The sequence below is a fragment of the Xanthobacter dioxanivorans genome, assembly GCF_016807805.1.
Lineage (GTDB): Bacteria > Pseudomonadota > Alphaproteobacteria > Rhizobiales > Xanthobacteraceae > Xanthobacter > Xanthobacter dioxanivorans.
This window is the reverse complement of record NZ_CP063362.1, coordinates 506,610-528,458: the sequence shown is the minus strand read 5'-3', so window position 1 is coordinate 528,458 and position 21,849 is coordinate 506,610. Positions and strand designations below refer to the sequence as shown.

At 67.0% G+C, this 21,849-nt stretch carries 20 protein-coding genes; 8 read left to right on the top strand and 12 right to left on the bottom strand.

Features of this window, described 5'->3' with window-relative positions; translation table 11 throughout:
- Positions 1 to 153 precede the first annotated feature (153 nt).
- The 6 genes from EZH22_RS02520 to EZH22_RS02495 all read left to right on the top strand — a co-directional run bounded on the left by EZH22_RS02520 (position 154) and on the right by EZH22_RS02495 (position 5,519).
- On the top strand, positions 154 to 957 hold the full coding sequence (locus tag EZH22_RS02520; protein WP_203194230.1) for a helix-turn-helix domain-containing protein: 804 nt from the start codon (positions 154 to 156) through the stop codon (positions 955 to 957).
- 165 nt (positions 958 to 1,122) lie between these two features.
- Positions 1,123 to 1,671, top strand: a complete 549-nt coding sequence (locus EZH22_RS02515) for a (2Fe-2S)-binding protein (protein ID WP_203194229.1) — start codon at positions 1,123 to 1,125, stop codon at positions 1,669 to 1,671.
- On the top strand, positions 1,658 to 2,653 hold the full coding sequence (locus EZH22_RS02510) for an FAD binding domain-containing protein (protein ID WP_203194228.1): 996 nt from the start codon (positions 1,658 to 1,660) through the stop codon (positions 2,651 to 2,653). Before EZH22_RS02515 ends, EZH22_RS02510 begins: the two co-directional genes overlap by 14 nt.
- A gap of 4 nt (positions 2,654 to 2,657) precedes the next feature.
- Positions 2,658 to 4,853: a xanthine dehydrogenase family protein molybdopterin-binding subunit gene (locus EZH22_RS02505; RefSeq protein WP_203194227.1), complete on the top strand. Its 2,196-nt coding sequence runs from the start codon at positions 2,658 to 2,660 to the stop codon at positions 4,851 to 4,853.
- Positions 4,854 to 4,974: 121 nt separating this feature from the next.
- A complete protein-coding gene (locus EZH22_RS02500) occupies positions 4,975 to 5,115 on the top strand; it encodes a hypothetical protein (RefSeq protein ID WP_203194226.1) in 141 nt (46 codons plus the stop codon).
- 221 nt (positions 5,116 to 5,336) lie between these two features.
- On the top strand, positions 5,337 to 5,519 hold the full coding sequence (locus EZH22_RS02495) for a hypothetical protein (protein ID WP_203194225.1): 183 nt from the start codon (positions 5,337 to 5,339) through the stop codon (positions 5,517 to 5,519).
- A gap of 10 nt (positions 5,520 to 5,529) precedes the next feature.
- On the opposite strand, the gene pta is transcribed toward EZH22_RS02495, so the two are convergent.
- From pta to EZH22_RS02475, 4 genes are all read right to left on the bottom strand, one after another.
- Positions 5,530 to 6,606, bottom strand: coding sequence for a phosphate acetyltransferase (gene pta / locus EZH22_RS02490; protein ID WP_203194224.1), 1,077 nt, complete (start codon positions 6,604 to 6,606; stop codon positions 5,530 to 5,532).
- A gap of 70 nt (positions 6,607 to 6,676) precedes the next feature.
- A complete protein-coding gene (gene xsc, locus EZH22_RS02485) occupies positions 6,677 to 8,452 on the bottom strand; it encodes a sulfoacetaldehyde acetyltransferase (RefSeq protein ID WP_203194223.1) in 1,776 nt (591 codons plus the stop codon).
- 73 nt (positions 8,453 to 8,525) lie between these two features.
- Positions 8,526 to 9,866: an MFS transporter gene (locus EZH22_RS02480; protein WP_203194222.1), complete on the bottom strand. Its 1,341-nt coding sequence runs from the start codon at positions 9,864 to 9,866 to the stop codon at positions 8,526 to 8,528.
- Positions 9,830 to 11,536 (bottom strand): GMC family oxidoreductase, encoded by a 1,707-nt coding sequence (locus EZH22_RS02475; protein WP_203194221.1) that lies wholly within the window; start codon positions 11,534 to 11,536, stop codon positions 9,830 to 9,832. Before EZH22_RS02475 ends, EZH22_RS02480 begins: the two co-directional genes overlap by 37 nt.
- A gap of 193 nt (positions 11,537 to 11,729) precedes the next feature.
- On the opposite strand from EZH22_RS02475, the gene EZH22_RS02470 reads away from it, so the two are divergent.
- Positions 11,730 to 12,551: an IclR family transcriptional regulator gene (locus tag EZH22_RS02470; RefSeq protein WP_203194220.1), complete on the top strand. Its 822-nt coding sequence runs from the start codon at positions 11,730 to 11,732 to the stop codon at positions 12,549 to 12,551.
- Between the two features lie 330 nt (positions 12,552 to 12,881).
- Here EZH22_RS02470 and EZH22_RS02465 read toward each other — a convergent pair whose 3' ends face one another.
- The 8 genes from EZH22_RS02465 to EZH22_RS02430 form a co-directional block, all read right to left on the bottom strand.
- Positions 12,882 to 13,625, bottom strand: coding sequence for a cysteine hydrolase family protein (locus EZH22_RS02465; RefSeq protein WP_203194219.1), 744 nt, complete (start codon positions 13,623 to 13,625; stop codon positions 12,882 to 12,884).
- 2 nt (positions 13,626 to 13,627) lie between these two features.
- Positions 13,628 to 14,455, bottom strand: coding sequence for an ABC transporter permease (locus EZH22_RS02460; protein WP_203194218.1), 828 nt, complete (start codon positions 14,453 to 14,455; stop codon positions 13,628 to 13,630).
- Positions 14,456 to 14,544: 89 nt separating this feature from the next.
- Positions 14,545 to 15,360, bottom strand: a complete 816-nt coding sequence (locus tag EZH22_RS02455) for an ABC transporter ATP-binding protein (RefSeq protein WP_203194217.1) — start codon at positions 15,358 to 15,360, stop codon at positions 14,545 to 14,547.
- On the bottom strand, positions 15,357 to 16,466 hold the full coding sequence (locus tag EZH22_RS02450; RefSeq protein ID WP_203194216.1) for an ABC transporter substrate-binding protein: 1,110 nt from the start codon (positions 16,464 to 16,466) through the stop codon (positions 15,357 to 15,359). The genes EZH22_RS02455 and EZH22_RS02450 overlap by 4 nt, the downstream gene beginning before the upstream one ends.
- 113 nt (positions 16,467 to 16,579) lie before the next feature.
- On the bottom strand, positions 16,580 to 17,047 hold the full coding sequence (locus tag EZH22_RS02445) for a RidA family protein (protein ID WP_203194215.1): 468 nt from the start codon (positions 17,045 to 17,047) through the stop codon (positions 16,580 to 16,582).
- A 293-nt stretch (positions 17,048 to 17,340) separates the two neighbouring features.
- Complete coding sequence (locus tag EZH22_RS02440) at positions 17,341 to 18,087, bottom strand: maleate cis-trans isomerase family protein (protein WP_203194214.1); 747 nt, start codon at positions 18,085 to 18,087, stop codon at positions 17,341 to 17,343.
- Between the two features lie 147 nt (positions 18,088 to 18,234).
- Positions 18,235 to 19,014, bottom strand: coding sequence for a glutathione S-transferase family protein (locus EZH22_RS02435; RefSeq protein WP_203194213.1), 780 nt, complete (start codon positions 19,012 to 19,014; stop codon positions 18,235 to 18,237).
- A gap of 2 nt (positions 19,015 to 19,016) precedes the next feature.
- The gene (locus tag EZH22_RS02430; protein ID WP_203194212.1) at positions 19,017 to 20,474 is read right to left on the bottom strand and encodes a 4-hydroxyphenylacetate 3-hydroxylase family protein; all 1,458 of its coding nucleotides are present in this window, start codon (positions 20,472 to 20,474) and stop codon (positions 19,017 to 19,019) included.
- 512 nt (positions 20,475 to 20,986) lie between these two features.
- Between EZH22_RS02430 and EZH22_RS02425 the strand changes: the two genes are divergently transcribed.
- The gene (locus EZH22_RS02425) at positions 20,987 to 21,751 is read left to right on the top strand and encodes a TetR/AcrR family transcriptional regulator (RefSeq protein WP_203194211.1); all 765 of its coding nucleotides are present in this window, start codon (positions 20,987 to 20,989) and stop codon (positions 21,749 to 21,751) included.
- Positions 21,752 to 21,849 lie beyond the last annotated feature (98 nt).

Here is a 21,849-nt window from a genome sequence, read left to right as displayed (position 1 = left end):
GCCATGACTCCCACGCCGCTCGGCACAGGAGTAAGATGCTCGCTGTTTCAGCTGAGTGTCGCAGGGATGTACTCACACGGACAGGCAAAATATCCGACGTCGCGGTTGATTAGATCGTCCGAGGGGCGTGGCTGGTCGGAGGCGAGTGCGGAATTGCGCGCGCACGCCGGCACCGAGGGGCCGGGCTACAATGGCGAGCAGATTGAGATCGTCTTCCTATTGGAAGGGGTTCGCGACGGGCGCGCCACCTGCAAGTTCGGAAGTCGCGAACACCCGGTCCCAACTCACACCGGCACGGCCTGGGTCTGCCCCGCCGAGGTGCGTGCCGACGAAATTCGCACCACGCGCTCGCCGCTCATGGCCGGCCACATCTACATTCCGCAATCCAGCCTCGACGCGGTCGCCTCCGACGAAGCGGTTGCCTGCCGCAAGCCGGTGCTGCGCAGCGCCGCCACGCCCCGCGACACGATGATCGACTATTTCGGCCGTACCGTTCTTGCCGAAATGGAGCGTGAGACTTCTGCCGGACGCCTGCTGGCGGATGCGGCCGTTACGATGCTGTCGGCCCATCTCCTGCAAAACTACGCCGAGTTCACCCCAGCCTCCATCGCGCGCGACCAAAGAAGACCTCTCGATCCGTCAAGACTCTCACGTGTCGTTGCCCATATCGAGCATCATCTGGACGACGACATATCGCTGGCGTCGCTGGCCAGAGTCGCCTGCATGAGCGCATTCCATTTCAGCCGCTCCTTCGCGGCGGCGATTGGCGTGCCCCCACACCGATATGTGAGCCAACTGCGCCTGGAGCGCGCCAAGAGCGAGATTGTCGCCGGAAAAGTGCCGCTGGCGGAGATCGCACTGCGGTCGGGGTTCTCGTCACAAAGCGCCTTCACGCGGGCCTTCCGACGGAGAGTCGGGCTGTCGCCCGGAGAGTATCGCCGCTCCCTACGTGGATGATGGGCCCATGGCCAGGCCCGCGCTGGCCCCGCGCCATCCGTGCGGAACCCGAAAGGCGCATCTGAATCTGGAATACGTCTAGCCTCGAAACGGCAAATCTGACCGCGACGTTACGTCTCCGTACGGCGCCCTGTGCGGGACACCTTCAACGGAACGGAGCAGAAGATGGTCCGTGGGAACGAAAACGCCGAAGCGGCAAACATAAAATCTCGTCAATGTATCGTCCGCACAGCCATAAACGGCCAGCTGCATGATCTGGCCGTCGACCCGCGGACGTCGCTGCTCGACCTTCTGCGCGAGCGTCTCGGGTTTACCGGTGCCAAGAAGGGTTGCGACCACGGCCAGTGCGGCGCCTGCACGGTGCATGTGGACGGTCGACGCGTGGCATCCTGCCTGACCCCGGCCGTCCAAGTGCATGGGCGGCAGGTGCTCACCATCGAGGGGCTGTCGCCGGCCGGCACGCCCCTGCATCCGATGCAGCAGGCCTTCATCGACCACGACGCGCTGCAATGCGGCTATTGCACGCCAGGCCAGATCATGGCGGCGGTGGCCTGCGTCGCCGAGGGCCATGCCTCCTCACCCGAGCAGATCCGCGAATATATGAGCGGCAATCTGTGCCGCTGCGGCGCCTATGTCGGCATTGCCGCCGCCATCGAGGACGCCGCCGCCCGCATGGCCGCCGAGTCGCAGGAGGTCGGCGATGCAACCCTTTGACTATGTGCGGGCGACCAGCGTCGCTGACGCGATGCGGGCGGTCGAGGCGGCCGGGCCCGGCACCCGCCTGCTCGCCGGTGGCACCACGCTCTATGACCTGATGAAGCTCGGCGTCGAGACCCCCGACCATGTCGTCGACATAAACGGCCTGCGCGTGTTGGAGACCATCGACACGTCGCAGCCGGGCGAGCTGGCGTTTGGCGCCCTCGCCCGCATGAGCGACGTTGCCGCCGATCCGGTGATCATGCGCGATTATCCCGCCCTGTCGGAATCGCTGTGGCGCGCCGCCTCACAGCAATTGCGCAACATGGCGAGCGTCGGCGGCAACCTGCTCCAACGCACCCGCTGCGCCTACTTCCGAAACGGTCCGCCCTTCGCCTGTAACAAGCGCGCATCCGGCAGCGGCTGCGCGGCGAAGGAGGGCATTGACCGCGGCCACGCGCTGTTCGGCGGCAGTGAAGCCTGCATCGCCGTCTATCCCGGCGACTGGGCGGTCGCGCTCGTCGCCTTCGACGCGCAGCTGGACGTCGAGGGCCCCCGCGGCCCGCGCAGCCTCCCTGTCGAGGCGCTGCATATCCCGCCCGGCGCCACGCCGGATGTCGAGACCACGCTCGCCCCCGGCGAGATCATCGTGCGCATCCGCGTGCCGAAGACCGCGCTTGGGCGCGCCTCGACCTATCACAAGATCCGCGACCGCGAATCCTATGCCTTCGCGCTGGTCTCGGTGGCTGCAGCGCTGCGGATGGAGGGTGACACGGTGGCCGAGGCGCGCCTTGCCCTCGGCGGCGTCGCCACTCGGCCCTGGCGGGCGCGCGAGGCCGAGGCGACGCTCGTCGGTCGCCCGTTCACGCCGGACACCGCCCGCGAAGCCGGCGAGGCGGCATTCGCCGGCGCCCGGCCCGGCCGGATGAACGGCTTCAAGGTCGAGCTCGGCATCCGGGCCGTCGCCGACGCCCTGTCCATCGCCCGGGAGAGGAACTGATCCCATGAGCTTGCCCTTCGCCGACCTCGCCCGCGTCGACGCCCATGACAAGGTGCGCGGCGCCATCGCCTTCGCCGCCGACGACGCCCGGCCGGACCTCGCCTATGGCGTCTTCGCCATCGCCACCATCGGCAAGGGACGGCTGACCTCGCTTGACACCGCCGCCGCCGAGGAGGCCGAGGGAGTGCGCCTAGTGCTGACCCACGCCAGCCTCGGCGCGATCAGGTCCGCCGGCTTCATCATGGGCGGCGGCTATGGCTTCCAGAGCTACCAGCCGCTGCTCTCGCCGGAGATCGCCTATCGCGGCGAACCGATCGCCCTCGTCGTGGCGGACAGCCCGGAGGCCGCCACCCATGCCGCCACGCTCGTCCGCGCCACCTACGAGACCGTCCCCTTTGCGGTGGAGCTCGATGCGCCCGGCATCGAGGTGATCGATCAGGCGCAAACCCCGATCGCGCATTTCATCCCGCCCATAGCGGCGGGTGACGCCGACGCCGCCTATGCGCGGGCGCCGGTGCAGATCGACGCGCATTTCGCCAGCGCGCCGCAGCACCAGAACCCGATCGAGCTGATCGCCTGCGTCGCCGAATGGCGGGACGGGCGCCTCGTCGTCCATGAAGGCACCCAGAACGCCGAGGCAGTACGCCACGGACTCGCGAGCGCGCTCGGCCTCGACGCCGGACGGATCGACGTAATCTCCCCATTCGTCGGCGGCGGCTTCGGGCAAAAGAACTCGATGCAGGGCCACACCGTGCTCGCCGCCGAGGCAGCGCGCCGGCTCGGCTGCCCGGTGAAGATCGTGGTGCCGCGCGCCCAGCTCTACCATCTCGCCAGCTTCCGGCCGGCCAATCGCCATCATGTCCGGCTCGGTGCCGACCGCTCGGGGCGCATGCTGGCGGCGATCCACGAGGCACAGGCGCAGACCTCGCGGCACGACCTGTTCCCTGGGGAATACGCCACCACCTCGTCGCGCCTCTACGGCATCGCCGACTTCCGCGGCAAGGACGAGTTGGTGCGCACTGACGCGCAGACCCCTGGCTACATGCGCGCCCCCTTCGAGCACATCGCCTGCTTCGCCTTCGAATCCTGTGTCGACGAGCTCGCCTATAAGCTGGACATGGATCCCGTGGCCCTGCGGCTTGCCAACGACACCACGGTCGACGCCGTCACCGGCCGCCCGCTGTCCTCGCGCCATGTCGGGCGCTGCCTGGAGCGCGGGGCGCAGATGTTCGGCTGGGGACGCCGCTCGATGGCGCCGCAATCGATGCGGGCGGAGGACGGCGGCCTTATCGGCTGGGGCGTCGCCATCGGAACCTATGCCGGGCTGAGGGCGCCGGCGGTAGCCAGGCTGACGCTCGCCGCCGACGGCCGCGTCACCGTCGCCGTCGGCGTACACGAGATGGGCCAGGGCGTTCGCACCGCGCTCGCCGCGGCGCTTGCCCGCAAGCTCGCCGTCGCGCCGGAGAACATCGTGGCGGTCATCGGCGACACCCGCGCGGCGCCGCAGCACCTTACTGCTGGCTCCTGGGGTACCGCCACTGCCATTCCTGTGGTCGAGGCGGCGGCGGAAGCGCTGCTGGCGCAGTTGATGGCGCTGTCCTCCGGCGGCGGGTCGAACCGCGAGCCGGCGCGGATCCTGCGAGAGGCCGGGCTGCCGGAACTGACGGTGGAGGTCGCGGGCAAGGCCCCCGGCCAGCCGGACGCCATTTATGACCGGCTCAAGGCCGGCCTGCCCTCCATGGCCGGCCCGGTCTACCCGGATTTCGTCACCTACAGCTACATCGCGCATTTCGTCGAGGTGCGGGTCGAGGCGACGACGCGGCGGATACGGGTCCCGCGCGTGGTCAGCGTCGCCGATTGTGGCCGGGTGATTTCCCCGCGCACCGCCGCCAGCCAGGTGCGCGGCGGCGTGGTGTGGGGCATCGGCGCAGCGCTGCGCGAGGCCAGCGAGGTCGATCCGCGCTATGGTGGCTTCCTCAATGCCGACCTCGCCGAATACGCCCTGCCGGTGAACGCCGATATCGGCGCCATCGACGTCGCCTTCATCGACGTGCCCGACACCTGCTTCAACAGCGCAGGAGTGAAGGGGCTCGGCGAGGTGTCGATGGTCGGGGTGGCGCCAGCAATCGCCAACGCCATCCATCACGCCACCGGCAAGCGGCTGCGCGACTTGCCGATCCGCATTGAGGATCTGTTGTAGAGGCACCCGTGACAACGCACCTCTTGCTCGCCACGATCAGGCGACCTCCCTGCGACGCTGAGGATGTGTCCGCCAAGGAAGCCATACCCCCTTAACGTGTTTTGCATGGGGCGTGGGGTTGATGGCTCTCGTCGTGATCATTGTCGCAGGCGAGCGGTTGAGGCCATCTCGCGGCAACGCGAATTTCATCGACGGCAATTCGCGGCTCTATCCGGAGCTGGAAAATTCCGGGGTTAAAGCTCATGCCGGCGGGGGTGTCTGAGAGCCATTCGTGAGCGCGATCGGCGGCTTGTTGCCAATCGCGCTGTTCAGCTCATAAACCAATGCGTGTTCTGGCCTTCTGCCCGGTTCTTGCCGTTGAAGGGCTCGATAAAGCCGTTGTCCGTCATTGCGCACCGCAGTCGTGCGCGATGTTGCGCCGCATTTGGCGGAAAATGGCGCAGGGGATATATTACGGGTTTGAAACCACGCTCGTGACCTGAGATGAATACCGACGACGAACTGCAAAAGGTTCTTCTGCCGCTTGTGCTCGTGGCGGCGCTGTTCGCGGCTATGGCGTCTCACGTAGGCGCGCAACCGCTCTCCTTGTCCGTCGCCTCGACGACACTCGCCCATTGGCGGGAGGCCTATGCGGCTTCCGCTCCGATGCTCCAGCTGGGCAATTGACCCTTTCTCCTTAGCCTGCGCGCGGCTCGCCGAGGCTGCGGGCCGATCGTGAGTTCTGCCAGACGCTGTTGTCCTTTCCAGGCATGGGTTCAGGGATCGTCCGGGCAGCTTGGGCGCATGTGAGCGCGATCATGTGGAAGACGTCGTCCTGCGAACAGCCGCGCGACAGATCGTTGGCGGGCTTGGCGAGGCCCTGCAGCACGGGGCCGATGGCCTTCGCCCCGCCGATCCGCTGGGCGATCTTGTAGCCGATGTTGGCGGCATCCAGGTTGGGGAAGACGAAGACGTTGGCATCGCCCCGGATCATGGATCCGGGCGCCGTCTTGGCAGCGCCCACCGCCGCGACGAAGGCGGCGTCGAACTGCAATTCTCCCTCGATCACCAGATCCGGCTCCGCCTGCCGCACCCGCCTCACCGCCTCCACTACCTTGTCCACCCGCTGGTGCCGGGCGCTGCCGTTGGTCGAGAACGATAGCATCGCCACCTTCGGCATCAGCCCGGTCATGGCGGTGTAGGAATGCGCCGCCGCACGGGCGATGTCGGCGAGCTCGGCAGCGTCCGGATCAATCACCAGGCCGCAGTCGGAGAACACATAGGCCCCCTTCTGCACATGGTAATCCTCGCACAGGATCATGAGGAAGAAGCTGGAGACGATCTTCGCCCCCGGTGCGAGGCCGATGATCTGGAGGGCCGCGCGCACGGTTTCGGCCGTCGTTGCGACGGCGCCCCCGATGGTGCCGTCGGCATCCCCCTGCCGCACCATCATGGCAGCGAAGGCGAGCGGCTCGCGGATGCGCCGGTAGGCGGCGGCGAGGTCCATGCCCTTGGCGTGGCGCAGCAGGTGCAGCTCTTCCGCATAGGCCTGGACACGCGGCGAGGTCGCGGGATCCTCGATGGCAATGCCCCGCGCATCACCATCGAGGGCCGCCAGCACCTCCCCGGGGGAGCCGAGGAGGATGGGATGGGCGATGCCTTCGCGCACGGCGCGGCGGGCGCCTGCGGCGATGCGCGGGTCGGCGCCCTCGGGCAGGACGATGCTGCGGGGGGTGGCACGCGCGGCGTCGATGATCCGGTCGAGGGCGAGCATGGCCTGCATCTCGGGAATGGGGCAGGAACGGCCGGGCGGAGCGCGGAGGAGCGCCCCGCCCGGATCGAAGTCAGCGCGCGATCTGCTCACGCATATCGGAGCGCGCGATGCCGGCCACTTGCACGGGCTTCTTCATGGCGTCCCGGCGGAACGGCTCGCCGAGCTCCTGGTTCAGCACCACCTCGATGAAGGTGGTGATGCCCTGCTTCTGCTCCTCGGCCGCGGTGTGGATGGCCTCCTTGAGGCTTTCCGGCGTATCCACGCGCACCCCCTTGAATCCGCAGCCCTCGGCGATCTTCGCGTAGGAGAGCTTGGGGTCGAGCTCGGTGCCGACGAAATTGTTGTCGTACCAGAGCGTCGTGTTGCGCTTCTCGGCGCCCCACTGGAAATTGCGGAACACCACCATGGTCACCGGCGGCCATTCCTCGCGGCCGATGGAGGTCATCTCGTTGATGGAGATGCCGAAGGCGCCGTCGCCGGCAAATCCGAAGACCGGCACGTCGGGGCGGCCGATCTTGGCGCCGATGATGGCCGGGAAGGCATAGCCGCAGGGGCCGAACATGCCGGGGGCGAGATATTTGCGCCCCATCTCGAAGCTCGGATAGGCATTGCCGATGGCGCAGTTGTTGCCGATGTCCGTGGACATGATGACATCCTTCGGCAACGCCGACTGGATGGCTCGCCACGCCTGCCGGGGCGACATGCGGCCCTTGTCGCGGGCGCGGGCCTCCTCGTTCCAGCGGGTGCCGGGATCGTCGTCCTCATGGTCCATGGAGGCGAGCTGCTGGAGCCAGCGCGAGCGGGTCTGGTGGATCAGCGCGCGGCGCTCCGCCCGGCCGGCATCGCCGGCGCCGGGGGCGAGCCGGTCGAGCAGCTGGCCGGCCACTTCCTTGGCATCGCCGCAGATGCCCACCGTGATCTTCTTGGTGAGGCCGATGCGGTCCGGGTTGATGTCCACCTGGATGATCTTGGCCTGCTTCGGCCAGTAGTCGATGCCGTAGCCGGGCAAGGTGGAGAAGGGGTTGAGGCGGGTGCCGAGCGCCAGCACCACGTCGGCCTGCGCGATCAGCTCCATCGCGGCCTTGGAGCCGTTGTAGCCCAGCGGGCCGACGGCGAGCGGATGGCTGCCGGGCGCGGCATCGTTGTGCTGGTAGCCGGCGCACACCGGCGCATCGAGCCGCTCGGCGAGCGCCATGGCCTCGCCGATGGCGTTGCCGATGACGACGCCCGCGCCGTTCAGCACCACGGGGAACTTCGCCTCGGAGAGGATCTGCGCCGCCTCGGCGATGGCGTTGCGGCCGCCGGCGGGCCGCTCGAGGCGCACGATCTGCGGCAGCTCGATGTCGACCACCTGGGTCCAGAAATCGCGGGGCACGTTGATCTGCGCCGGGGCGCAGGCGCGCCAGGCCTTCTCGATCACGCGGTTGAGCACTTCGGCGACGCGGGAGGGGTCGCGCACCTCCTCCTGGTAGCAGACCATGTCCTGGAACATGGCCATCTGCGAGACTTCCTGGAACCCGCCCTGCCCGATGGTCTTGTTGGCCGCCTGGGGCGTCACCAGCAGCATGGGGGTGTGGTTCCAGTAGGCGGTCTTCATGGCGGTGACGAAGCCCGTCACGCCCGGCCCGTTCTGGGCGATGGCCATGGCCATGCGGCCGGTGGCGCGGGTGTAGCCGTCGCAGATCAGGCCCGCATTGGTCTCGTGGGCGCAATCCCAGAAGCGGATGCCGGCCTTGGGGAAGAGGTCGGAAACGGGCATCATGGCCGAGCCGATGATGCCGAAGGCCTCGTTGATCCCGTGCGCCTGCAAAACTTTGATGAACGCCTCTTCGGTGGTCATCTTCATGACGGAAAAATCCTCTTGGAACCTGGGAGAGAGGGAGGCGGCGGCCGCGCGCCGCCTCCGGGTCGGGGACAGGTCAGCGCGCAGGCTGCCGCGCCGCTTCGGCGGCGGAGCGCCGGGCGTTCGATAACTGGGTGCCGGGGGCCGGCACCTTGATCGCCAGCGCGGAGAGCATGGACACCAGCGCCGCGAACACCACGTAGGCGCACACCTGCCATGGCTGTCCGTCGCCGCGGGCGAGCAGATAGGTGGCGATGATCGGGGTGATGCCGCTCGCGAAGATTCCCGAGAACTGGTAGACGAACGAGATGCCGGTGTAGCGCACCCGGGCGTCGAACAGGTCCGAGAACAGGGCCGCCTCCGGCCCGTAGCACATGGCGTAGAGCACCCCGAACGGCACGACGATGCCGAGCGCGATCAGCGGCAGGGAGCCGGTGGAGAACAGCCAGAAGGCCGGGAACGCCACCAGCGCCAGCAGCGCGGAGCCGATCGCATAGGTCCGCGGGCGGCCCCACTTGTCGGACAGCTTGCCGAACATGGGGATGGTGAACACCATCACAAAGGCGGCGAGCGTCACCAGCCACAGGGCCGTCGTGCGGGGCACCTTCACGTAGTTCGACAGATAGACGATGGAGAACACCGCGAACACGTTGAAGAACACGCCGTCGATGTAGCGCACGCCCATGCCCAGGAGCACGTTGCGCGGATACTCCCGCAGCATGGTGACGAAGGGGATGGCCGCTGCCTTGTTGGCGGCCTTCACTTGCTCGAACTCCGGCGTCTCGTGCACCTTCAGCCGGATGTACATGCCCACGATGATGAGCACGATGGAGCCGATGAAGCCCAAGCGCCAGCCCCAGGCCATGAACTGCTCGTCCGGCAGCATGGAGACGATGGCGGTGACGCCCGAGGCGAGGCACAGGCCGAGCGCGAGGCCGATCTGCGGGATGGAGGCGAAGAAGCCGCGCTTGTCCTCCGGCGCGTATTCATACGCCATCAACACCGCGCCGCCCCATTCGCCGCCGATGCCGATGCCCTGGGCGATGCGCAGGATCAACAGCAGGATGGGCGCGGCGATGCCGATCTGCGCATAGGTGGGCAGGAGGCCGATGGCCACCGTCGCCACGCCCATGATCATCAGCGTGATGATGAGCATGCTCTTGCGACCCAGCTTGTCGCCGAAATGGCCGAAGATGAGCCCGCCCACCGGCCGCGCCACGAAGCCCACCGCGAAGGTGGTGTAGGCGAGCAGGATGGAGACGACCGGATCGTCGGCCGGGAAGTAAAGCTTGTTGAAGACGATGCCGGCGACGATGCCGTACAGGAAGAAGTCATACCATTCGATGGTCGCGCCGATGACGCTGGCGCCGACCACGCGCCTCAGCTCGCGACTTGAAGCTCCCGCTTGCCCAGCCATTGTTGTGTCCTCCCGTCATTGATTTGATTTGGGGCGTTGTCTCGCCCATTCCTGTTGTTCAGTGCGTCCTCGCGGATCATGTCGGCGGCTTTTTCTCCGATCATGATCGCGGGAATATTGGTGTTGCCGGACACGAGGGTCGGCATCACGGAGCAATCCACCACCCACAGGCCATCGACGCCACGGACCCGTAGGCGCGGGTCCACCACCGCATCGCAGTCGTCGTCGGGGCCGATCCGGCAAGTGCCGGCGGGGTGGAAGATGGTCGCCCCATATTCACGGGCGAAGGCGAGGAGGCCCTCGTCGTCGGTGACGCCCGGGCCGGGCAGCTTCTCCTCCGCCACATAGCTCTTCAGCGGATCGGTGGCGGCGAGCTTGCGGGCGAACTTCATGGCGCCGAGCGCGCAGCGCCGGTCGGTCTCGGTGGCGAGATAATTGGCGGTGATCTTTGGCGCCTCGAGTGGCTCGCCGGAGCCGAGCCGCACCCATCCCGTGCTTTCGGGCCGGAGCTGGCAGACCGAGAGGGTGAAGCCGGAATAGTCATGCACCTTGCCGCCGGCCATGTCGGCGGAGAGCGTGCCGATGTGGAACTGGATGTCCGGTGTCTTCGATTCCGGCAGCACCCGCGTGAACAGCCCGCCCTGGTTGATGCCGATGGCCAGCGGCCCGCCGCGGAACAGCAGGTATTCGAGGCCCATCTTGAGGCGGCCGAACACGGAGTTCAGCGCATCGTTGGTGGTGATGGGCTTGGTGCAGCGGTAGAGCAGGCGCAGCTGCAGATGGTCCTGCAGATTGCCGCCCACGCCGGGGCTGTCCACATGGACGCCGATGCCGTTGGCCTTGAGGTGCGCCGCCGGCCCGATGCCCGAGAGCATGAGCAGGTGGGGCGACTGCACCGCGCCGGCGGACAGGATCACCCCTCGGCGCGCCTTGATGACCTTGACGTGGCCCCCGGCGCTCACCTCCACGCCGACGGCGCGGCCGTTCGCGAACAGCACGCGGCGGGCCTGGGTGTCGGTGAGGATGGTGAGGTTCGGGCGGCCCTTGGCGGGGGCGAGGTAGGCCTTGGCCGCGCTCATGCGGAAGCCCTTGCGGGTGGTGAGCTGGTAATAGCCCACGCCCTCCTGCCGGGCGCCGTTGAAGTCCGCCGTCTCCGGCACGCCGAGGGTTCGGCCGGTTTCCTTGATGACTTCAATGAGCTCGTGCTTGCGCGGAATGGAACTGACCGTCACCGGCCCGTCGGTGCCGTGCAGCGGATCGCCGGCGAAGCTGGGATTGTCCTCCAGCTTGCGGAAATAGGGCAGCACGTCGGCAAATCCCCAGCCGGTGGCGCCGCGGGCCGCCCAGCCGTCGTAATCCTCCTGCTGGCCGCGGATGACGATGAGGCCGTTGATGGAGGAGCAGCCCCCCAGCACGCGGCCGCGTGGCCAGTAGATGCGCCGGTCGCCCATGGTGGGCTCAGGTTCTGTGTGGAAACGCCAGTTGAGCCGGTCGTTCCACATGGTCTTCCCATAGCCGATGGGTACGTGAATCCAGGGATTAGTGTCCTTTGGACCAGCCTCGACGAGAGCAACGCGGCTTTTACCGTCTTCGCTCAGGCGATTGGCCAGAACACACCCCGACGACCCGGCGCCGATGACGACGAAGTCGAAGTTTTCCTCGCCTTGCATGGCAGTTTCCTCTCTGCGGACCTGACGATGCGACGAAGGGATGAGATGAGTCAATCCATTTTTTGAACTAAAACGTCTCATTTAATGAGATTTAAGTTGTGCGGCGCGAAGGGTTTCGTGTGCACCTGCGTTCCGTTTGACACACCGTCGCCAGCCGCTAAGGGTGCTGCGGCGGAAGGGCGTGGCGATTCAGATGGCCAGGGCGAAGCAGCAGGCGGAAAAGCCGGAGAAACCGGAGGAGCGTGACAACGCCTCCGCCATGCTCCGGGCGCTTGATCTCCTGGGCGAGATCGCCAGGTCCGAGACGCCCCTGGGCGTGCCGGAACTCTGTGTGCGCCTGTCTTTGCCCAAGCCCACGGTCCACCGTTTGTGCCAGAAGCTGGAGGCCGAATCTTATCTCCTGCGCGAGCCGGACGGGCGGCGCTTCGCCGTGGGGCCGCGCTTCCTGCGCATGGGCTTCGACATGCTGCGCAATTCGGTGAGCACCGAGCGGCGCGGCATCCTGGAGGCGCTCGTGGAAGTGGCGGGCGAGACCTGCAATTTCGTCACCCGCGTGGGCAGCGAGGCGATCTATCTCGATCGTGTGGAGGCCGCCTGGCCCCTGCGCATGCATCTGGAGGTGGGTTCGCGCGTACCCATGCATTGCACGGCCTCCGGCAAGCTGTTCCTCTCCGCCATGCGCCCCGTCCAGCGCCGGCGCATCCTGGAAACGCTGCACCTGAAGGCCCAGACGCCGAACACCATCACCACCGTGCAGGAACTGGACGCGGAGCTGGAGCGCATCGCGAGGAGTGGCTACAGCACGGATGATCAGGAGTTCCTGGAAGGGCTGGTCGCCATCGCCGTCCCGGTGAAGGACCGGCGCGGCACGGTGGTGGCGGCGGTGGCCTGCCACGGCCCCCTGCCGCGGTTCTCGCTGGAGAAGGCGAAAGCCCTGGTGCCCAACCTGCTGGAAGCGGCGGAACGGCTAGCAGCCACCCTTCCCGATTCCGGCGACGACGACGCGGACAGCTGATGCGCAGCGGCCCGGCGGGAAGCGGCGGGGGCGAATTCCGCGCTGGCTGGAACCTTCGGCGCAACGCCATCGAGCGTACGTTCTGCCGCTCGAGGGCTTCCGGCGCATCGCATCCCGATACGACAGCTGGCCCCGAACGATCTGGCTTCCCTGTGCCTCGCAGCCCTCGTCGCATGCTGGTGGGGCGCGCCACCAAGGCCGGTCACCAGCATCAGCGACGGGCCGGAGCCGGCCACGTCATAAGAGGCGAGGGTTCCACCGGCACGATCGAGACGGGGCGTTCGAGAACCTCATGAACGGCATGCCTGACGGGACGCCGGATTTCAGTTTTCAACTGGCATCGAGGGCGGCGGCCACCGCATCCACCGTCGCGGTCCAGCCGAGGAAACTTTCCACGTTGAACACGCTGCCGTCATGGATGGCCCGCGGCCCGGCCTGAAGCGTTGCTTCCGGTACCATCACGGCGAAGAACTCGCGATGGTAGGCGTCGCGCAAGGTGGATTCCACGCACACATTGCTGTTCACCCCCACCAGCAGCAGGGTGGTGATGCCGCGCGCCCGCAGCAACTGCTCCAGATTGGTGCCGGCGAACCCGCTGTAGCGCGCCTTCGGCACAACGGCTTCCCCGGGCAGCGGGGTCAGTTCGTCGACAATGGCGTGGTCCCATGTGCCATGGGTGATCAGCGTGCCGCGCTGCTCCGGGTTCGCGCGCATGTATTTGAGCGCATTCGACTTGTACCAGACCGGCGAAGTCGGCCCGCCGGCCTCGGCCTGGTCCGCCGAGAAGCCGTTTTGCAGATGGGCGACGAACAGGCCCGCATCGCGCGCCGCCTTCAGCACCCGTGCCGCCGCCGCGATCACCGGCGGGCTGGTGGAGACATCGAACCCCACCCGGTCCAGATAGCCGCCCTTGGAGAGATAGGCGTTCTGCATGTCCACCACCACCAGAGCGGTGGTGGCGATGGAGAGCGCCACGGGCTCGGGCCGTGCGGCGATGACGATGTTGGCGCCGGGCGCGGTGGGGACGGCGAGGGCGCCGGAGGCATAGGCCTGTGAAACGGGGGCGGTGGACATGCTTAGGCTCCGTAGCGTTTGAGCGCGAACGCCTCCGCCACCACCACTAGGGCATAGAGGGCGAGGCCGATGACGCAGAGAAGGACGATGGAGGCGAAGATGAGCGCCATTTCCGCCTGCGAGGCGGCGAATAGGATCATGTAGCCGAGCCCCGCCTGGGCGGTGATGAACTCGCCCACGATCACCCCGATCATGGCGAAGGTAATGGCGATCTTCAGCCCGGAGAAAATGTGCGGCACCGCCGCCGGAAAGCGCACCTGGGTATAGACCTTCCACCCCCGTGCGCCCACCGCCCGGCACAGCCGCAGCAGGTCCCGATCCACCGAGGTCAGGCCGGTCAGCGTCGCCACCACCACGGGGAAGAAGGAGATGAACACCGAAAAGGTAACCCGCGAAGGCGAGCCGATGCCAAGCCACACGATGAAGAGCGGCGCCAGCGCGATCTTTGGGATGAGTTGGAAGAACACGATGTTCGGATAAAGCGCCTCGCGGGCGAAGCGCGAGGCGGTCACCAGCACGGCCAGCGAAATGCCGAGCACGGTGGAGATGGCGAACCCCGCCACGGTTTCCAGCGTCGTGGGCACCGCCTGCTGCAGTAGAAAGGGCAGCGTCTCCCACAACCGCGCAGCGACCGCCGAGGGAGCCGGCAGCAGCACCTCGGGAATGTGGCGCACCCGCACCACAACTTCCCAGGCGGCAATGATCAGTGCGGCGGTGAGAATGGGCAGCGCGAACGGGCGGATGCGGGCGCGCGCACCCGCCAAGCCGCGCGCCGCCAGGCCGGGCGGCGGCGGGGCGGCGGGGCTCGACGGGGTGGTGAGATCGGGCATGAGATGGGTCGCCGTCATCGGGAAGGAGCCAGGGTCGCAAAGATGATCGAAGGAGAAATCATGGACGGAGCCCTCGTTACCTTGCGCCGCTACTGGAGCGGCGGCGCGCGGTGGATGGAGGCTTTCAGGTGGAGATAGAGCTCGTTGAAGGCGGGATCGGCCTCGATCTCCGGGGCGCGCGGCCGCGCGAAGGGCACCCGGATGTCCTCCACGATGGTGGAGGGCCGGCGCCCCATCACCAGGATCCGGTCCGAGAGGAAGATGGCCTCGCGGATGGAATGGGTGATGAAGATGGCGGTCTTGCGTGTGGTGTCCCAGATGCGCGCCAGCGCCAGACCCATCTCGTCGCGGGTGATGGCGTCGAGCGCGGAGAAGGGCTCGTCCATCAACAGGATGCGCGGATCGTTGATGAGCGCGCGGGCGAGCGCCACCCTCTGGCGCATGCCGCCGGACAGTTCACGCGGGCGCCTCTCGCGGAAGTGCCACAGATCCACCATGCGCAGCAATTGTTCCGCCCGCGCCCGGTCGTCCGGCATCACCGGCCGGCACATGGAGACCGGGAACAGCACATTCTCCAGCACCGAGCGCCAGGGCAGCAGCGTCGGGTCCTGGAACATCATGCCGGCCGAGGTCCGCGGGCCGTTCACGGGCAGGCCGTCCAGGGTGATTGCGCCGGAAGTGGCGGGCTCCAGGCCCGCCACCATGAGCATGAGGGTGCTCTTGCCGCAGCCCGACGGGCCGAGGATGGAGACGAAATCGCCGCGCGCGATCGAAAAGCTCGCCTCCGCCACCGCCTCGACGGCGCCGGAGGGGGTGGCGTAGACCTTGCGCACGGCGCGCGCCGTGATGGCGTTGAACGGCTCCGCCGGGGAGGAAGCCGACGCCGTAGCCAGAGTCGTGCTCATCCCAGGATCGCCGCGTATTCGGCCACGTTCGCCTTCACCTTTGCCCACTGGTCGGGCGTGAGCTTGCCCACGTCGCCGACGAAGTCATTGGTGAAGAGTGTCGCCGGATCGGGCCGCTTGGCATCCTTGGGCGCGCCATACTCCATGACCAGGTCCACCATGCCTGCGACCTTGGTCATGTCGGTAAAGCCGATGGCACGCTGCTCGGCCTCGGGGGAGAGCACGGTGTAGTGCATCAGGCCCTGGGAGATGGTGGCGTTTTCCTTGCCGCCCTTGGTCACGCCCACTTCCGGCACTTCCTTCAGGAAGATATCGACGCCGGCCTCCGGGTCCTTCAGGGCGAACACGAGACCTTCCACCAGCGCGTCGGTCACCGCCTGGCACAGGGCCTTGTCCTTGGCCAGCGTCTCGGCCCGGGTCACCACCTGGCCGGCATAGAGGGAGACGCCGGCCTTGCTCCACAGCATGAAGCGGGAGGGCTGCTTCAGCGCCATCATTACCGGCACGGAGGAGGTGCCGATGGCGGTGATGGCATCCACCTGATTGTTGATCAGGCTCTGCTCCAGCACCCGATTGTCCATCTGCACCATGGAGATGCCCGAGGTGTCGATGCCCGCCTTGCGGGCGAATGCCGGCCAGTAGGGCGCCTCGGCGGAGGTGGGCACGATGCCGATCTTCTTGCCCTCGAGATCCTTGGCCGTCTTGATGGGGCTGTCGGCGCGCACCAGGATGCCCATCGTGGCGTCGTAGCCGAGCGTGCCCATGGCCACCAGCGGCAGGCCGCGTGCGGCGCCCAGGATAATGCCGCCGGCGAACACGAAGCCGAAATCGAACTCGCCCGCACCCACCGTCTGCGCCGCCGCCACCGAGCCGAAGCCACGGGAGATGGTGACCTCCAGCCCGCGCTTTTTGAAGAAGCCCTGGTTCTTGGCGACGTAGGTGAACAGCGTGGAGCCGTTCGCGAGCCAGGGCAGCGTCAGCTTGATCGCGCGGGTCTGCGCGATCGCCGGCGTGGGGAGGCGCAGGCCGGCGGTGGCGCAGAGGGCGAGCGCCCCGCCCGCCTTGAGGAGGCTGCGGCGGGAGGGAGTGAAGCTGTCTTGCGGCATCGGTCTGGAAGTCCTCGTTCGGGTTTTATGCAGAAGACACTTACTTGCGGTCGCGCTGCTCAAGCCAGAATCGTGCCAGAAATCCGGCGCGGGCAGGGCGGGAGCGGGCGGGGTCAGGACACCTCGAAGATGCCATCCACCTCAACGCTGGCGCCGGCCGGCAGTGTGGCGACGCCCACCGCCGTGCGGGCATGGCGGCCGGCCTCGCCGAACAGGGCGAACATGAGGTCGGAGGCCCCATTCACCACTTTCGGCACATCGGGATAGCCGGGCGTGGCGAAGACGAAGCCGCCGAGCCGATGGCAGGCCACCACCCGATCGAGATCGCCATCGAGGGCCAGCGAGAGCGAGGCCAACAGGTTGAGCGCGCACAATTGCGCGGCCTTCTGGCCGGCCGCCAGATCATGCAGGGCGCCGATGGGGCCGGCGAGGCGTACCTCGCCGTTCCACTCGCAGATCTGGCCGGCGAGATAGATGACATTGCCCATGCGCGAATAGGGCTTGAACGCCCCGCGCGGCGGCGGAACGGGCGGCAAGGAAAGCCCGAGGGTGGCAAGGCGCCCGGCGACAATGCCGCTCATCGTCCGCCTTCCACGCGCCGCCACACGCCCGCTTGCGTGGCCCACTTTTGCGCATTTGTACGCAGAACATGCTTACTTGATGCCCAGGAAATGGGCGGCATCCGAAGCCTCAACATGATCATCAATAGCTCGATTTTGTTGATTTTTGCGATGTACCCGCGGATCTGGCCGGCGTTTTTCCGTCGCGGTCTAATGGTATTTAAAAACCGTATTGCACGATCAGAATGCGCCGACCCGCCCGTTCCGGACACCCACTAGGCAAAGCGACCTTCCGGCAGCCGCCCCCGGCGGGGTCAGTGGCTGGCCAGCAGCACGCCCCGGCCGGGGATCTGATCCGCAATGCCGGCATGGCGGAGCGCGCGCCAATAGGTGGCGGCATTGATCGCGATCACCGGGAGGCCCAGCCAGCGCTCCGCCTCGTCCGCGATGTCGGTCACGGCAAGGTCCGTGCCCGCCTGCACGATGGCGTCGACGCCCGACGCGGCAAGGGTTTTCAGCCCCTCGCGGATATCGGTTTCCGTGGCGTGGGCGATCTGCACCTCGCTGGGCCGCATCAGGCTCACCACCTTGCTCACCTCATAGCCGTGGTCGGCGAAATAGCGGGCCACATGGGCATCGCCCACCGGCTGATACGGGGTGAGAATGCCGATGCGCCTGACATGCGCAAACCGTCGCAGCGCCTCGACGCAGGCGGCCGACCCCATGCTCACCGGCACGCCCGCGCGGGCCTCCAGCCGGGCCAACAGCTCGTCCCCGCCGGCCTTGCCGCCCCAGAAGGTGGGAATGGACATGGCCATCACCAGATGGTCTGGCTTGCAGGTCATCACCCGGTCCACGGCGCCGAACAGGTCCGGCCCGATGGCCTCCACCATGGCCTCGAACTCGGTGTCGTTGGTCAGCGGAAGATCAGGAATATGAATGCGCCCGATATGGTTGGTGACGCCGGCCGGACGCATGGCGTCGGTCTCCGGCTGCACCGTCGTATTGGTTGAAGGAATGATGATGCCGATCTTCAGGCGATAGCCGAGCCGGTCTGTCATGGCCGCATCCTCAAGTGGTTTCGCTGGGTGCCCGCCGCACGGCGGCCGAACATCCGACGGGGCGGAATGACCCCGCTGGTGCAAGTTGGATGCCGCGCACGCGAAAGGCCCCGAAGGGTGCCCCTCGCGAACCGCACGGAACGGATGCTATGCGGCGCTGAAATCCACGCGCAGCTGCGTCTCGCCCGGTGGCGGGACGGTGAGGGAAAGCTGCCAGCTCGGCCGGGCCTTGACCCGCTCCAGCCACGCGCCGGCGGCCGGATAGCGCACCGCGAAGTCGTCCACGCCGATCACGGGGAACTGGTCGAGCCGGGGGGCCACCGCGATATCGGCGAGCGTGAAATCGGCGCCGCACAACCAGGTCCGCCCGTCGGAAAGCGCACGCTCGAGCCCTGCCATCTTCTCGAAGATGAGCAGGAGCTTTTCCGCGATCACCGCTTCGTTCGTGGGCGTCTCCAGCAGGGAGAGCACGAGGCTGGAATAGAATGGATTGCTTGTTTTGGAGGTGATGATCTCCATGAGCTGCGCCTTGTCGAGGCCCGCATTCTTGACCCGCGCCTTGCCCATGGTCTCGTAGGAGGCATCCCGGAAAGGCCGGGCAAAATCGGCCTCGAACGCAAACCACATGCGCATCCGGGCACGGTCGAGCGGGTTCTCCGGCACCAGGGGCGGTTCCGGGAAGCAGTCGTTCAGATACTCGTTGATGACATTGGAATCATAGACGATCTGCCCCTTGTGGACGAGCGTCGGCACCATTCCCGTGGGGTTGATGTCCAGATATTCCTGCCGCTTCTGGTCCATCATGCCGATGTTCAGGAAGCGGCTGGTGAAAGCGAGGCGCTTCTCGGCCATGCACATCTTCACGCGGCGAGGGCTCGGCACCCCGACCGCATCATAGAGAACGATATCGCTGTCGGCTTCGGCCATGTTCAGTTCCCGCAATCGGATGACATGAGGAGGTCGTCCACGATCGTGTCATAGCCGTCCCAGTCGGCGATCGTGTAGTTGTAGGCACGCACCGCGAAGGGCCCGCCCGAATAGAATTTCTCGTAGGACTGGTGGCGGCCTGCGAATTCCGTCCCGATCACATCCCAGGCCAGCCTGAAGAGCTGCGCCCGGGCCTCCGCATCCACATGCGCGGTGCGGAAGTAGGTGCGGAAATCGGCGGCAAGCTCTGGATCATCGAGCACGGAGAGGTTCGCCGGCATCTGGAACATGCCGCCGCCGCACAGCTCCCGCAGCGTGTCGATGATCTGGGAATGGTTCTCCGTGCACCAGTTGAGGGCCGCATAGACCATACGCCGGTTAACCCCCACGTAGCCCTCGCCCCAGGCCTCCGGCGCGGCGATCTGGCCTTCGATGACCCCACCCAGCAGGGCCTCCAGCGACGCGAGCCGCCCAAGCGCTTCCTTCACTGCCGGGATCTGCCCCGCCTCCGTGCAGGCAACCACCTTGTGCGCGAGGCCGGCAATCATCTTCAGCTTTTCGTGGAACCGGATGTTCGACTGATGATTTCCCAGTGAATGCGCCGGCGTCTCGAAGAAGATGCGCCGCGTCTGGGCCGGCTCCCTGTAGGTGAACACGTTCTCCCACGGCACCTTGACGTCCTTGCACAGGACCATGGCGTCGGTTTCGTCATAGCGCGCGCTCAGCGGGGCGCGCGCGGGATCGGACGGGCCTCCGTCATAGGGCTTGCGCATCCACAGGCTGACCCCTTCTGCGGCCAGGGGCACCACGCAGGTCACCGCCTCCGCCGTTTGCCCGGGCGCGAGCGGCGTGATGTTGCCGATGAAGAGATAGTTCGAGAATACGCCCGCGGTGGCCAGCATCTTGAGCCCCGACAGGACGATGCCGTCATCCGTCTCGGCGACCACCCGCAGGCTCGGATTGTCGAACCCTGTGCCGTCGAAGCCGGCGGGGTTGCGCGTGCCCTGCGGCGGGTTGATGGCGTAGCTGACATAGGCATCTTCCTTCCGGGCCTTGTCGTAGAAGGCCTGGATGTTGGCGCCGAAGTCGTTGTCACCGACCTCGAAGAGCCCGGGCCGCATCGCCATTCCTGTCAGGAAGGAGGCGACATGGTCCATGGACCGCCCCCACATGCCAAAGGTCTTCCCGGCGATCAGCCGATGGGTCGCGGCCCGCTTCCTCAAGTCGTCTTGCGTCCTCGGCTTGAGGAAATAGGAGGAATAGGGATCTGCGTCCTCATCCGTGCTGACAGCGAACGCCGCATGGACAGGATCCTTTTTCAGGTCATAGAGCCCGGCCACCGTCTCGCACGCACCGATAAACGCGGGATGGCGGGTGACATCCCCGACTCGTTCCGACCCGATCAGTACTCTGCGCCCATCCCGGATGGACTCCAGCTGTTCGACCCCAGACCTCAACATCACCTTCTCCTCGTCCGGATTGCCTTGCGCGCCTCCGGCCGGTCGGGCCGCCGCCCGAACGGATGGGCCTGGACAGCCAAGGATCTCTCCGTTTATTACGCATAACATGCTTACTTATGGGGCCGTCAAGGCGGTTTCATCAGGGGCGCGTGGATTTGGCAAATCGAGATGGGAAAGCGCCGTGTCCGAAGTACCCCCTGGGGGCATTTCGGCCCGAGTGCCGGCGAGGTGCCGGATGATCTGGCGAGGCGCGCGGGGCCGCTGCCGGGAGAGGGGCGCCGGTCCGCGCCGCCGACGGCGTTTATGGACATCTTCAAGGCTGCAGCACTGAATGGCAGGATCGTGTATGGGAAAGCAAAGTCCGGTGGGGAGCGCGCGGAGCATCGGGTCCAGAGGCAGGCACCGAGGCCGCTGATCGCACCCGAATGACTGACGCAAGACATGGCCGGACCGAGGGGAATTCCATGCGAGCAGAACAACAGCGCGCGAAAGGCGCGCGGAAAGGACAATCGGTGACGCCTGCCTCCCTCCGCAAGAAGCCCAAGTCCGCGGCTGCACCGGCGACGACGCACGATGCAGCCCGGCGGCCGCCGCCGGACGCGGTCCCTGCCCTGGCGGAGGAAGCGGGCCTGGAGCCGGCCAGCCGCCGCCGTCCGCGCGATGCCGCCGCCACCCAGGAGCGCATTCTTCACGCCGCCATCGAGGAATTTGCCGAGCACGGCTACAACGGCGCGCGCATCGATGCCATCGCCCGCCGGGCCGATGCCAACATGCGCATGCTCTATCATTATTTCGGAGGCAAGAAGGCGCTCTACCTGAAGGTTCTCGAAACGGTGTTCGAGGACATACGTGTCCAGGAGCGGCGGCTCAACCTGCGCGACCTCGCCCCCGTGCCGGCCATGATGAAGCTGTTCGACTTCACCTATGCCCATTTCGCGGCGAATCCGCTGTTCATCCGCCTGCTGGCCAGCGAGAATTTGCTGGGCGGTCGGTACCTGAAGACATCGCCCCGCGTCTCCGCCATTTCCTCCCCGCTGATGGACGCCATCCACGACGTGCTGGCACGCGGGGAAGCGGAAGGGGTGTTCCGCACCGGTGTCGACCCGCTCCAGCTCTACGTGACCATGGTGGCGCTGAGCTATTTCCACATCTCCAATGCCCCGACCCTCTCGCACCTGTTCAGCGCGACCCTGACCAGCGCCCGCTGGCGCGCGGACCGGCGGCGGCATGCCAGCGAGATGCTGCTGGCCTATCTGCGCGAGGTGCCGGCGGGCTGATCCCGTCGGTGCCGATCACGGCGGCGGGATGCGGAAGGCGATGCTTCGGGGGCCAGGTGCCGTGCCCCACCACGGGCAGCGCCACCAGCAGGCCGATG